At 52.6% G+C, this 12256-nt stretch carries 13 protein-coding genes and 1 pseudogene; 3 read left to right on the forward strand and 11 right to left on the reverse strand.

Annotated elements, in window-relative coordinates:
- Window positions 1-4: 4 nt before the first annotated feature.
- Complete coding sequence (gene mntP, locus AB1287_RS18185; protein WP_435618684.1) at window positions 5-571, forward strand: manganese efflux pump MntP; 567 nt, start codon at window positions 5-7, stop codon at window positions 569-571.
- On the opposite strand, the gene rlmA is transcribed toward mntP, so the two are convergent.
- From rlmA to mgrB, 6 genes and pseudogenes are all read right to left on the reverse strand, one after another.
- Complete coding sequence (rlmA, locus tag AB1287_RS18190) at window positions 568-1362, reverse strand: 23S rRNA (guanine(745)-N(1))-methyltransferase (RefSeq protein WP_312625939.1); 795 nt, start codon at window positions 1360-1362, stop codon at window positions 568-570. The genes mntP and rlmA overlap by 4 nt on opposite strands.
- Window positions 1363-1424: 62 nt before the next feature.
- Window positions 1425-3158, reverse strand: coding sequence for a peptidoglycan glycosyltransferase FtsI (ftsI, locus tag AB1287_RS18195; protein WP_312625940.1), 1734 nt, complete (start codon window positions 3156-3158; stop codon window positions 1425-1427).
- A gap of 202 nt (window positions 3159-3360) precedes the next feature.
- A complete protein-coding gene (cspE, locus tag AB1287_RS18200; RefSeq protein WP_001062678.1) occupies window positions 3361-3570 on the reverse strand; it encodes a transcription antiterminator/RNA stability regulator CspE in 210 nt (69 codons plus the stop codon).
- 12 nt (window positions 3571-3582) lie between these two features.
- A pseudogene (locus tag AB1287_RS18205) lies at window positions 3583-3727 on the reverse strand (DUF2627 domain-containing protein).
- Between the two features lie 595 nt (window positions 3728-4322).
- Complete coding sequence (locus AB1287_RS18210) at window positions 4323-4616, reverse strand: YebO family protein (RefSeq protein ID WP_435618685.1); 294 nt, start codon at window positions 4614-4616, stop codon at window positions 4323-4325.
- A 72-nt stretch (window positions 4617-4688) separates the two neighbouring features.
- Window positions 4689-4835 (reverse strand): PhoP/PhoQ regulator MgrB, encoded by a 147-nt coding sequence (gene mgrB, locus AB1287_RS18215; protein ID WP_312625942.1) that lies wholly within the window; start codon window positions 4833-4835, stop codon window positions 4689-4691.
- 160 nt (window positions 4836-4995) lie between these two features.
- Here mgrB and AB1287_RS18220 point away from each other — a divergent pair, with 160 nt between their 5' ends.
- A complete protein-coding gene (locus tag AB1287_RS18220) occupies window positions 4996-5235 on the forward strand; it encodes a YobH family protein (protein ID WP_312625985.1) in 240 nt (79 codons plus the stop codon).
- 62 nt (window positions 5236-5297) lie between these two features.
- Here the strand turns inward: AB1287_RS18220 and kdgR are convergent, their stop codons facing one another.
- Window positions 5298-6089 carry a DNA-binding transcriptional regulator KdgR gene (gene kdgR / locus AB1287_RS18225; RefSeq protein WP_312625943.1) on the reverse strand — a complete coding sequence of 264 codons (792 nt, stop codon included), beginning with the start codon at window positions 6087-6089 and terminating at the stop codon, window positions 5298-5300.
- Between the two features lie 177 nt (window positions 6090-6266).
- Between kdgR and AB1287_RS18230 the strand changes: the two genes are divergently transcribed.
- The gene (locus AB1287_RS18230) at window positions 6267-7640 is read left to right on the forward strand and encodes an MFS transporter (protein ID WP_435618686.1); all 1374 of its coding nucleotides are present in this window, start codon (window positions 6267-6269) and stop codon (window positions 7638-7640) included.
- Between the two features lie 64 nt (window positions 7641-7704).
- Here AB1287_RS18230 and htpX read toward each other — a convergent pair whose 3' ends face one another.
- The 4 genes from htpX to AB1287_RS18250 form a co-directional block, all read right to left on the reverse strand.
- Window positions 7705-8586, reverse strand: a complete 882-nt coding sequence (htpX, locus tag AB1287_RS18235) for a protease HtpX (RefSeq protein WP_312625945.1) — start codon at window positions 8584-8586, stop codon at window positions 7705-7707.
- Between the two features lie 191 nt (window positions 8587-8777).
- Window positions 8778-10826 (reverse strand): carboxy terminal-processing peptidase, encoded by a 2049-nt coding sequence (gene prc / locus AB1287_RS18240; protein ID WP_435618687.1) that lies wholly within the window; start codon window positions 10824-10826, stop codon window positions 8778-8780.
- 19 nt (window positions 10827-10845) lie between these two features.
- Entirely contained in the window at window positions 10846-11532 is a 687-nt protein-coding gene (gene proQ / locus AB1287_RS18245) for an RNA chaperone ProQ (protein WP_312625948.1), read from the reverse strand.
- Between the two features lie 97 nt (window positions 11533-11629).
- A complete protein-coding gene (locus tag AB1287_RS18250) occupies window positions 11630-12127 on the reverse strand; it encodes a GAF domain-containing protein (RefSeq protein ID WP_435618688.1) in 498 nt (165 codons plus the stop codon).
- Window positions 12128-12256 lie beyond the last annotated feature (129 nt).

Here is a 12256-nt window from a genome sequence, read left to right on the forward strand (position 1 = left end):
AGCGATGAATCTCTCAGCCACTATCCTCTTAGCCCTCGGTATGTCGATGGACGCGTTCGCCGTCTCGATAAGCAAAGGCGCTTCGCTGCACAAACCCAAATTCTCCGAAGCACTGCGTACAGGCCTGATTTTCGGCACAGTAGAAGCCATCACGCCGCTTGTCGGCTGGGGTCTTGGCATGCTGGCCAGCCAGTTCATCCTGGAGTGGAACCACTGGATTGCCTTCGTGTTACTGGTCTTCCTCGGCGGGCGAATGCTGATTGAGGGCTGGCGCGGTAACGAAGATGAAGAAGAAAAAGCCCCAAGCCGTCACGGTTTCTGGCTACTGGTGACCACGGCCATCGCCACCAGCCTGGATGCAATGGCCGTGGGCGTCGGCCTTGCCTTCCTGCAGGTCAATATTATCTTCACCGCGCTGATGATTGGCTGTGCGACGCTTATCATGACGACCATCGGCATGATGGTCGGCCGTTTTATCGGCCCGCTACTGGGTAAACGCGCCGAAATTCTCGGTGGTCTGGTACTGATTGGGATTGGCGTGCAGATCCTCTGGAGCCACTTCTACGGTTAGTCCTTTCTCTGCCAGACCTGAATAAGAAAATCGGTCTGGCAGTCAAACGCCTCAAGCCCTGCCAGCTTTTCCCACACTTCTGGTTTTGCTCGCCATGCAAAAGGCGTCATCTGCAATAGTGCCACCGCCTCGCTGCCCGTTAATCGCATCGGATACGCCACCTGGTGCTGTGCGACTTTTTCAAACCCGGGCAACGTTTCGCTGTTCTCCTCATGCAGGCGGATTTCATCATAAATCAGTCCTTTCAGCTCCATCAGATGGCGCGGCCCAGGCGTTGCGGTGATGACCACTCCGCCCGTTTTGACAACGCGCTCAAGTTCCTGCGGGTTGCAAGGGGCGTAAATTCGCACCACGGCATCAATGCAGGCGTCGCTGAAAGGTAGGCGCTGGCTTGAGGCCACGCAAAAATCGACCTGCGGATAACGTTTCGCGCCATAGCGCACGGCGACCTTCGACACATCCAGCCCCCACGTTTGTTTGGCAATAGCCGCGAAAGCGTGAGTGTAATAGCCTTCCCCGCAGCCAATATCCAGCACCGATTCAGGCTCAGCCTCTCTGAGTATTTCGCAGATGGCTTCCCGCAGCGGCAGATAATGACCGGCGTCGAGAAACGCACGGCGCGCCTGCATCATCTCTGCGCTGTCACCCGGATCGCGCGACCGCTTATGCTGCACAGGCAACAGATTAATGTACCCTTCTTTCGCCAGATCAAACTGATGACGCTGAGGGCAAATATAGCTGTTGTTATGGCGAGCAAGGGGCGCGTGACAGAGAGGACAACTCCAGGACATGATGACTCCGGTCTGATTGAAAGGGCGAAAGTGTAACGCTATTCGCCCTTCAGGTGAATGAATTACAGCGCTGGAGCGAGCGAGTCGTTATGGTGCATGACGATTAAGTTGTCAGAGCCCGGAGCAATGCCGTCCGGCATAACATTTTCCAGGCGCAGAACATCCCCCATGATCTGGCTGAATACCGGAGCAGATACAGCCCCACCGTAATACTTACCGTTTTCAGGATCGTTAATCACCACGACCAGCGCATATTTCGGGTTACTGGCCGGTGCCACACCTGCCGTATAGGCGATGTATTTATCGATATATTTCCCATCAGGGCCAATTTTTTTCGCTGTTCCGGTTTTCACGGCGACGCGATAGTCATGAACCGCCGCCTTGGTACCGCCGCCGCCCGGAAGTGCAACACTTTCCATCATGTGTTCAACTTCATGCACGATTTCGTCCGACATCACGCGATGCCCCAACACTGGCGGGTCGATACGGGTAATCGACAGCGGGCGAGAAATGCCGAAGCCGCCAATCGTTGCGTATACGTGTGCCAGCTGGAGTGGCGTGACCATTAAACCATAGCCGAAAGAGAACGTAGCGCGGTCAAGCTGCCCCCAGTACCGGCGCTGCGGCAACAGCCCCTGGCTTTCGCCGGTCAATCCTAACCCCGTTGGTTGCCCAAACCCAAAGCCCTGATACGTGTCCAGCAGGCGCTGAATCGGCATGGCCAGCGATAAATGCGACACGCCGGTATCGCTCGATTTTTGCAGGATCCCCGTCAGGCTCAGTTCAGGGTAGAAACCGACGTCGCGAATGCGATGACCATCGAGAGTATAAGGATGCGTATCGACCACGCTGTCCGGCTGAACGATGCCCTGCTGAAGTGCCGTCATGATCACCAGAGGTTTCACCGTTGAGCCCGGTTCGAACGTATCGCTGATGGCACGATTGCGGAAATCGTCCAGCGTGGCTTTCTCCCGGTTATTCGGGTTGAAGTCGGGATAGCTCGCCATGGAGAGAATTTCGCCCGTATCAATTTTAATCAGCACCGACGCGCCGGATTCCGCTTTATTCCAGCGCACCGCATTATCGAGCGCATCTTCCGTGACCGTTTGCAGACGTTCATCGATACTGAGCTGAAGATTATGCGCGGGGACAGCGGCCTGCTCAGTAAGATTCTCAATCACGCTTCCGTGGCGATCTTTTCGCACCAGCCGAAGCCCGGGCTTGCCCTGGAGCTGGGTATTGAAGCTTTTCTCGACCCCTTCTATGCCCTGATCGTCGATGTTGGTAAAGCCAATCAGGTTTGCCGCTACATGTCCGGCGGGATAGAAGCGACGGGATTCATCGCGCAGATTAATACCCGGCAAATGCAGCTTATCGATCCAGTCCGCCTGCTGCGGATCGACCTGGCGGGCGAGATACAGGAACCGGGAATGCGGGTGTTGCGAAATGCGGGTCGTCAGATCGGCAAGCGAGGTGTGCAGCGCGGTGGCAAGAGCCTGCCAGCGGTCGTCGTAGCCGACGCCACCTTTTGACAGAAGCGTTTGGGGATCTACCCATATCGCGCTGACGGGTACGCTGACGGCTAAAGGTCGCCCTTCCCGATCGGTAATCATTCCGCGCGGTACTTCAATCGGCTCCTCACGAAGTGAACGCATATCCTCCTGCTTCACCAGGTTATCGGGGGAAATAATTTGCAGCCAGCCCACACGGGCCAACAGCAGCCCCAGACAACAACAAATACCTAAGCACACCAGTCCAAAACGGACGGGGGTGAAATGACGGCGATGGTTTTGCACTCCGGCTCCAGATTTTGAATTACAACCTGATGATTTAACGTGAAAAGAGGCCGGGATAACCGCGAAACAATGCTAATAATGATGTGGTTTTGCAACCAGGTGCGACCAGGAAGGGATACGGAAACATTTTGTTATAAACGTAAAAAGCCCCACAGATGCGAGGCTTTATGGCTGACGTCAAATGAGATCAGTGGATTCGTAATCAGATAGCAGTAACGTTAACCGCTGCAGGGCCTTTCTGGCCATCCTGAATTTCGAACTCAACGTTCTGGCCTTCAGCCAGAGTTTTGAAGCCATTACCCTGGATTGCAGAGAAGTGTACGAACACATCTTTGCTGCCGTCAGCAGGAGTAATGAAACCAAAACCTTTAGACTCGTTGAACCACTTAACTTGACCTTTAATCTTTGCCATTTGCAAAATTCCTTAGAGTGTTTTCTTCGCCCGTGGGCACTTACAGAGATAAAACTGAGACATTACTGCATGAGGCACTAATATAAGGTTCGGCAGAGAAGCGGTATTCAACGACAACGTGTTTACTCAGGACTTCTTTACTGAAAATGCCACACATAGACAGAACTGTACCTCGTTTAACCCAAAACGTGTTATCACATACAACGTTAATAATGGCAAGCCATTTTTAAACATGTCTCGATCGGTCGCACAGATCGCCGAACGGAGTGTCGATCGCCTGCACAATTATGCGAACGTTCAGGCCCCGCCTGCCTGCTAATGCCCAGAGTAAATACCACGCAGGCTGGTTACTTTTGCGACTTTTTTACGATAGCTCAACGGCTTCGCTTCCGCCAGATTACAGGCGCTTAAACGCAAGATTTTTCTAAACTCAGGCTTTTTGTGCATAACTATGCTTCATCTGAAGAACCAATAGCTTATAAATGGCAGTCTGGTCGTGAATATTAAATATAAATGACGCTGCGCCAGAATAATGAAAATATGCTGGTGCTGCCTCATCATGAGGCAATAAAAACGTTTCGCTGATTTACCGGAAGAGATTGTCAGATGATTCTTTAAAGAATTAAATTTTTTTGACAACTTTCGGGAGCAAATAGCAAGGAAAGTGTGAGATGAGTTTGTGCTAGCTCATAATAAACGGTTATAGCAGATGAGTATCCCGGCAGTAACCTGCGCTGCCGCCGGGAAGACGATCAGCGCTCCGCCACCAGACGGATAAAATCATCATCCTCGTCCTGCGCCTTATCCTGTTCCACCGCTTTCACCGGCTCTTCTTTATCCGGTTCATTTGCTTCACAAAGACGACGCAGTAAGGCGTTTTGACGTTTCTGCTGATCCAGCAGAGCTTCCAGAAGTTCAATCTGCTCGTCCGTTCGCGAGCTCGCCCGGTTAACAAAAAACCATAGCACCAAGCCAACAACCAGCACCAGCAGAGAGACCGCCAGGGAGGCCAGATTCAACATTCCGGCATTCATTAGATCAACCATTTCACCACCTCAAATTGGAGCCATCATTCTATCACTCGGCCTGAGGAAGGAAATGTCCTGTAAGAAAAAAGCTTACCAGGGAATGAATTTATTGATGGTGCAGATACCGCTGAAAAACTGGACATCCTGATCGCAAAGCACGTTGATCGTCTGAGTCCACAGCAAAAGACAAACAACCAGAACAACAACAATCAGAACAGCCCACCTTAATTTTTTCACTCCACGCTCCGCTTTACCTGTTTGTGAACAGATTAGCACGCTAACCTTAAACGGCGGCTAACTGTAAAGGAGTCAGTTCATTTTCGGAATCATCGACTTGTTTCAGAGCGTGAACAAACTAACCTAATGCCCATAAACAGCACTAATACTGAGGCTAATGATGCGCTTTACTCTTCGTACAATTATTGTACTGGCAATACTCTGGATCGGCTTACTGTTAACTGGCTACGGCATATTGATTGGCAGCAATGAAAATGTGGGCGGTCTGGGTCTGCAATGTAAATACCTGACGGCTCGCGGCACCAGCACTGCGCAGTATGTTCATAGCGACAGCGGTATCATCGGCCTGACCGATTGCCCATTACTGCGCAAGAGCAAAGTTGTGGTAGATAACGGTTAATCGTCATCGCTATCCCTAAAAAAACGCCGCTCACTGCGGCGTTTTTGCATTCTGCCTGCGAATCAGAACGGGTAGTGGTTATATCCCATTTGTTCAGAAATTTTACGCGCCGCCGTGTGCAGCATGCCGACATATTCGTGCAGTCGTTCTTCGGAGAAGCGCAGCGTCGGGAATGAAATACTCAACCCGGCAATCACCACGCCAAAACGGTCAAAGACCGGCACCCCAATGCAGCGCAGCCCTTCTTCCTGCTCTTCGTTATCTTCACCGTATCCCTGCTCGCGAACTTTATCCAGCAGCGGAAGCAGCTCTTCAGTGTTGGCAATGGTGCGCTCAGTGCTGCGCTTGTACTCAACATGTTCAAGAATTTGCTTCACTTCTTCGCGGTCACGCCAGGCCAACAGCACTTTGCCGATAGCCGTGCTGTAAAGCGGGTTACGACGACCAATGCGCGAATACATACGCAGGTTGTACATTGAGTCGATCTTATGGATATAGACAATGCTGTCTTCATCCAGCGCGCCCAAATGGATCGTCTCTTTAGTCAGGCGTGAGAGCTCACGCATCTGAATATCCGCACTGCGGATCAGGTCGACGTTTTGCAGTGAACGAGCACCCAGCTCAAACAGCTTAAGCGTCAGGGAGTATTTTTCAGACTCGCCTTCCTGCGCCACGTAACCCAAAGACTTCATGGTCTGCAAAAAGCGATAAACCGTACTTTTCGACATCATCACGCGCTGCGATAACTCAGTAATCCCTATCTCACGCTCTTCACCAAGCGCCTGCAGAATGCCAAAAACCTTCAATACAGAAGAGACAGAATCTGGCTGTTTATCCAAATCTGCAACTGCCATTAATCACCTCACCGTGACTGTTTTATAAAAATCAGAACTGGTTTTTATTATAATTTCACGCCCCTTCCACCGCAATCACTCTTCTGTCACTTCGTTACAAATCTGCGACATACTGCCGAATAATCAATGCTAAAATCATTACCTGCATAATGATTTCATCGAAGATGTATTTTTCACATGGATAAAACAGCCCCTGATGGCCTGCCGTTGCCGCAACGTTATGGCGCCATTCTGACGATCGTGCTCGGTATTTCGATGGCGGTTCTCGATGGCGCTATCGCCAACGTTGCGCTTCCCACGATCGCCAGCGATTTACACGCGTCTCCTGCAGCGTCAATCTGGATTGTGAACGCCTATCAGATAGCGATTGTTATATCGCTTCTGAGTCTCGCTTTTCTCGGCGATATGTTTGGCTACCGGCGCATCTATAAATATGGCCTGGTGGTGTTTACCTGTACCTCGCTTGTTTGTGCTTTGTCGCATTCGCTTGAAATGCTGACCCTGGCTCGAGTCGCGCAGGGTCTCGGCGGTGCTGCGCTGATGAGCGTGAATACCGCGCTAATACGCCTGATTTATCCGCAGCGCTTTCTGGGCCGCGGGATGGGCATCAACTCATTTATCGTTGCCGTCTCCTCAGCGGCAGGGCCGACTATCGCCGCTGCGATCCTCTCTGTGGCATCGTGGCAGTGGCTGTTTCTGATTAACGTGCCGCTGGGGATCGTCTCGTTTATTCTGGCGGTACGTTTTTTGCCCGCCAACCCGGCCCGCAGCCAGGCCTCACGTTTTGATCTGCCCAGCGCCATTATGAACGCCCTGACATTCGGGCTGCTCATCTCTGCGCTGAGCGGATTTGCTCAGGGTCAGTCAAAAGCGCTGGTTCTGGGCGAACTGGCCGTGATGCTGATTGTCGGATTCTTCTTCGTTCGCCGCCAGCTACGGCTCCCCGTTCCACTGTTGCCGGTAGATCTGTTGCGCATCCCGCTTTTCTCGCTTTCAATTTGCACCTCAATCTGCTCTTTCTGTGCACAAATGCTGGCGCTGGTTTCTTTGCCCTTCTTCCTGCAATCCGTGATGGGACGAAGCGAAGTCGAAACCGGCCTGCTGCTGACGCCATGGCCGCTCGCGACGATGGTGATGGCTCCGCTTGCCGGGTATCTCATCGAAAAAGTGCACGCGGGCCTGCTCGGCGCATTGGGACTGGCGGTGATGGCGAGCGGTTTGTTTGCCCTGGCGCTTCTGCCCGCTTCGCCGCACGATGTGGATATCATCTGGCGCATGATGCTCTGTGGCGCAGGCTTTGGTCTGTTCCAGTCGCCGAACAATCACACGATTGTCTCCGCCGCGCCGCGCCATCGCAGCGGCGGTGCCAGCGGTATGCTCGGTACAGCGAGATTGTTAGGACAGAGTACCGGCGCAGCGCTGGTGGCGCTGATGTTCAACCTGTTTGGTACTCATGGTACACACACATCGCTTTTGCTCGCGGGAACGCTTGCGGTTGTCGCGGCAATTGTCAGCGGGCTGCGCGTCACTCAACCCCGCGTATCTGCCTGAATACAAACGTAAAAAAAGCGCCTCAATTGAGGCGCTTTGCTTTAGTGTCGTGCTGTGAATTCGGTTATTTCAGGTATTCGCCGCTGCGCAGTGCTTCGATACGTTTATCCAGCGGCGGGTGCGTCATGAACAGTTCGCTCATGGACTTCGCTTTACCATTGATGCAAAACGCCATCATGCTGCTGGCTTCCTGCGGTTCATAGCTGGTTTTCAGACGCTGCAGGGCAGCAATCATTTTCTCACGGCCTACCAGCTTCGCCGAGCCTGCATCCGCATGGAACTCACGATGACGGGAGAACCACATGGTGATGATGCTGGCCAGGATACCGAACACCAGTTCCAGAACCGTGGCGACCGCGAAATAAATCAGCGGGTTACCATTGCTGCTCTCCCCATCATCGCGGTTTCCGCCAAGGAAACCTGCGGCAATCTGGGCGATAACGCGGGAAATGAAAATCACAAAGGTGTTCACGACGCCCTGGATCAGGGTCATCGTCACCATGTCACCGTTGGCGATGTGGCTGATTTCGTGTGCGATAACCGCTTCGGCTTCGTCACGGCTCATGTTTTGCAGCAGGCCAGTGCTGACCGCAACCAGCGATGCATCACGGCGTGCGCCGGTTGCAAAAGCGTTGATATCCGGCGCGTGATATACCGCAACCTGCGGCATGGCAATCCCCGCCTGGCGGGCCTGCTGTGCGACGGTATTCATTAACCAGCGCTCAGTTTCGTTGCGTGGCTGTTCGATAACTTCGCCGCCGACCGATTTCAGCGCCATCCATTTCGACATCATCAGCGACACAATCGAGCCACCAAAACCGAAAAGCAGCGCCATAATCAGCAGCCCCGTCATGCTGCTTGACTGAATTCCTGTCAGGCTTAGCACCAGCCCGAAGACGACCATAACCGCCAGGTTAGTCATCAGGAAAAGCGCGATTCGCATCATAATATTCTTTAACCTCGTTGTAACAAAACGCACTATGCGAGTACCCATATCGTATGGGTCTTACGAGGATTTTCAACTATCAGAGGGCGCTAAGTCACGAGAAAGACACAACTTTACATTATGTTGCAACTCGCTGACGCGTTTAAAAGGCAGATAAAAAAACAGGCACAATTTCTTGTGCCTGTAGGAGGTTATTTACTTGCGGGAGGGGTTACCGCTGGACTCTCTTTTTCCATACCGGCGAGGTCATCGGCAATATGAACGGTTTCATCCAGATACGGATCCGGCTCCTGATAATCCTTCGGCAGATCGTCGAGTTTTTTCAGCAGCGGCTTACCTTCACGCTTGTAGCGATCGTTGATGCGCGCCAGGCGAGTTTCGTCATCTTCCTCATTCTCTTTCTCACGCTGAGCGTAATTCAGTGAGGCGATATTGCGACGCGCTTTGAGCGCGTTAAAGCGTGCAATATCTTTGATGATGTACTGGAACTCCGGATCTTTGGCGATACGATCGTTATGCAGCTTCAGCAGTTCCGGACCAAACGGCGTCATATCACCCGTTTTGACGTAGGTTGCAGCATTGATGCTGTCCCACGGCAGAGCGTTATCTTCGAACTTCTCGCCGGTTTCCGTCTCTTCGCTGCCTGTCGGCATCATGATATCCGGCGTAACACCTTTACGCTGCGTACTGCCGCCGTTGATACGGTAGAACTTCTGGATGGTGTACTGTACGGAACCCAACGCCGGCCACTCAGGGCGCAGCATCTGATCGTAGATACGGTTAAGCGAGCGATACTGCTGCACGGTGCCTTTCCCGAAGGTTGGTTCACCGACGATCAGCGCACGGCCGTAGTCCTGCATTGCCGCAGCAAAGATTTCTGATGCCGAGGCGCTGAAGCGGTCAACAAGCACCACCAGCGGGCCTTTGTAATACACCACGCCATCGGTATCGCTGTCTTCACGCACTTTACCGTTGTTATCACGCACCTGCACTACGGGACCAGATGGAATGAACAGGCCGGAAAGCGAAACGGCTTCCGTCAGTGCACCACCGCCGTTGCTGCGCAGATCGATAACAATGCTGCTTACGTTCTGTTTTTCCAGCTTCTGAAGCTGAACTTTCACGTCGTCCGTCAGGCCCACGTAAAAGCCGGGAATATCCAGCACGCCAACTTTGTCTTTGCCGACATTTTTCACCGACATCTTCACGGCGCGATCTTCAAGACGAATACGTTCGCGCGTCAGCGTCACGATGCGGGTTTTGGTTCCTTTGCCAGCAGGCAACACTTCCAGACGCACCTTGCTGCCTTTAGGACCTTTGATCAACGCAACCACGTCGTCCAGACGCCAGCCGATCACATCAACCATCGCTTTACCGGTCTGGCCGACGCCAACGATACGATCGCCAACGCTTATCGCTTTGCTCTTCGCCGCAGGGCCGCCTGCCACCATGGAGTTAATGACCGTATAGTCATCATCCATTTGCAGTACCGCACCGATACCTTCCAGAGACAGGCTCATTTCGGTATTGAACTGTTCGGTATTGCGCGGGGAGAGATAGTTGGTGTGCGGGTCGATTTCGTGGGCAAATGCCGTCATTGCCAGGGAGAACACGTCTTCGCTGTTGGTCTGCGCCAGACGACGAATCGCGAACTTGTAGCGGCGAGTCAGCGTGTCACGGATCTCTTTTTCATCTTTTCCGGCAAGCTTGAGGCTCAGCTCGTCATATTTGACTTTACCGTCCCACAGCGCATTTAACTCTGCCTCGTCCTTCGGCCACGGCGCTTTGCTGCGGTCAAGGTTGTAGGTGTCATTGCCGGTGAAGTCCATCGGGCGCTCAAGCACCTTAAGCGCATACTGATAGCGCTCAAAACGGCGTTTTTGCGACAGATTGTAGAGATCGTAAAAAACGTCCAGTTTGCCGCTGCGCAGTTCGTCACCGACCTGCGATTTACGCGATTCAAACTGCGCGATGTCGCTGGCCAGCAGCACATTGTGGCTGTAGTCCAGCAGATTGAGATAGCGGTCGAAAATCTTCGCCGAGACCGCATTGTCGAGATCGAACTGGCGATAATGAGAACGGGTAAAGCGAGACGTTACACGCTCGCTGACCGTTGCATGCTGAGGCTCTTCCTTAAGAACTGGAATCTGGTCAGCACGAGTGATGTCGTCCACGGCGAACGACTGGCCTGCCAGTAACAGCATGCCAGCGAGCGCAGTGACCTTAAAAAAGTTGTTCATGCCAGGCCCGGCCTCCGTTTCAGAACACCAGATGTTCCGCGCGTACAATCATTGACAGACCAGAAGTCAGCTGTACACGAACGCCATCTTTGGTGATTTCCAGTACAGTGGCATCCATTGCGTTGTTGCCCGCTTTCACCTTCAGAGACTGGCCAACGTTCAGCTCGGAAATGTTTGAAACCGGCGTCAGACGCTCTTCACGTACTGGACGTGATGCTTTTGCCGCTGCTGGTTTAGCCGTGTTACGCGGCTTCGCGTTTTCTTTACGAGGTGCAGATGGACGTGGTTTACGCTCACGACGTGGTGCATCTACCGGCTCGCCTGCCGCAATGGCAGCTTCGCGTTTTTTAGCCAGCTGTTCTGCACGCTGTGCCTGAACGCGAGCCTTCGCTTCTTCAAGCTGCTGGCGTGCATGGGTCACATGCTGTTCGTCCAGCTCGCCGCACGGATTACCGTCGAGATCGACACGGGTCGCGCCCGCTTTAATACCGTACAGATAGCGCCAGCTGGAAGTATAAAGACGTAAGGCGGAACGAAGCTGGGTTTTGCTGAGGTTCATTTCCCCCTCAACGCGCGTCACCAGATCCTGAAAAATACCAATCTTCAGCGGGCGCGCCTCGCCTTCAGCGCTAAAACACTGAGGGAATCGTTCGGCCAGAAATGCGATAACTTCTTTACTGCTATTCAACTTAGGTTGATTTTCCATGAAATTTCCTGATTACAACGGACGTAGCCAACATACCGCAGGCATGAACAGGCGTCATTATAATGACGCCATCGGTAATTGCTACGTTATCCGTTGATTATCCTGCGACAGGCTGAAAGAATTTGTGATAATCGGTACCCGCAAGCAGCTGCTCAAGCTGGCTGACCAGCGTTTGCAGACCCTGCTCATCTTCAGGCGTGAAGCGGGCATGCTCGGGGCTGTCGATATCCAGCACGCCGATGATTTGGCCATTCACGGTCAGCGGGAAGACAATTTCTGAATTGCTGGCCGCATCACAGGCAATATGACCATCAAAGGCGTGAACATCTTCCACGCGCTGCACCCGATTTTGCGACACGGCAGTGCCACAAACCCCGCGCCCGACAGGAATACGAACGCAGGCGATTTTTCCCTGGAACGGTGCCAGTACCAAAGTGTCACCTTCAAGGAGATAAAAGCCGGCCCAGTTAACGTCTGCCAGCCGTTCAAAAAGCAGCGCACTGGTGTTGGAGAGTGTGGCTAAAAAACTGGTTTCACCTGCCATTAATGCCTGAAAATCGCGGTTAAGGTCCGCGTAAAACTCTGATTTGTTCATTATTCAATCGCTTATTGTCTTACTTCGAAGCCGGTCATCGCCGACGCATAACCTCTTAAAATAAACATTAAATGCGTTCGGGCTCAAGATGTATCGGTTCATAGGTTAAGATAGAGTTATACATTCATT

Source organism: Scandinavium sp. UTDF21-P1B (assembly GCF_040750395.1).
Classification (GTDB): Bacteria; Pseudomonadota; Gammaproteobacteria; order Enterobacterales; family Enterobacteriaceae; genus Scandinavium.

Coding starts and splice junctions, on each gene's coding strand:
- prc (WP_435618687.1), bottom strand. CDS start 10,826: ATGAACAACTTTTTTAAGGTCACTGCGCTCGCTGGCATGCTGTTACTG.
- kdgR (WP_312625943.1), bottom strand. CDS start 6,089: ATGGCAGTTGCAGATTTGGATAAACAGCCAGATTCTGTCTCTTCTGTA.
- rlmA (WP_312625939.1), bottom strand. CDS start 1,362: ATGTCCTGGAGTTGTCCTCTCTGTCACGCGCCCCTTGCTCGCCATAAC.
- proQ (WP_312625948.1), bottom strand. CDS start 11,532: ATGGAAAATCAACCTAAGTTGAATAGCAGTAAAGAAGTTATCGCATTT.
- htpX (WP_312625945.1), bottom strand. CDS start 8,586: ATGATGCGAATCGCGCTTTTCCTGATGACTAACCTGGCGGTTATGGTC.
- AB1287_RS18220 (WP_312625985.1), top strand. CDS start 4,996: ATGCGCTTTACTCTTCGTACAATTATTGTACTGGCAATACTCTGGATC.
- mntP (WP_435618684.1), top strand. CDS start 5: ATGAATCTCTCAGCCACTATCCTCTTAGCCCTCGGTATGTCGATGGAC.
- AB1287_RS18230 (WP_435618686.1), top strand. CDS start 6,267: ATGGATAAAACAGCCCCTGATGGCCTGCCGTTGCCGCAACGTTATGGC.
- cspE (WP_001062678.1), bottom strand. CDS start 3,570: ATGGCAAAGATTAAAGGTCAAGTTAAGTGGTTCAACGAGTCTAAAGGT.
- AB1287_RS18210 (WP_435618685.1), bottom strand. CDS start 4,616: ATGGTTGATCTAATGAATGCCGGAATGTTGAATCTGGCCTCCCTGGCG.
- AB1287_RS18250 (WP_435618688.1), bottom strand. CDS start 12,127: ATGAACAAATCAGAGTTTTACGCGGACCTTAACCGCGATTTTCAGGCA.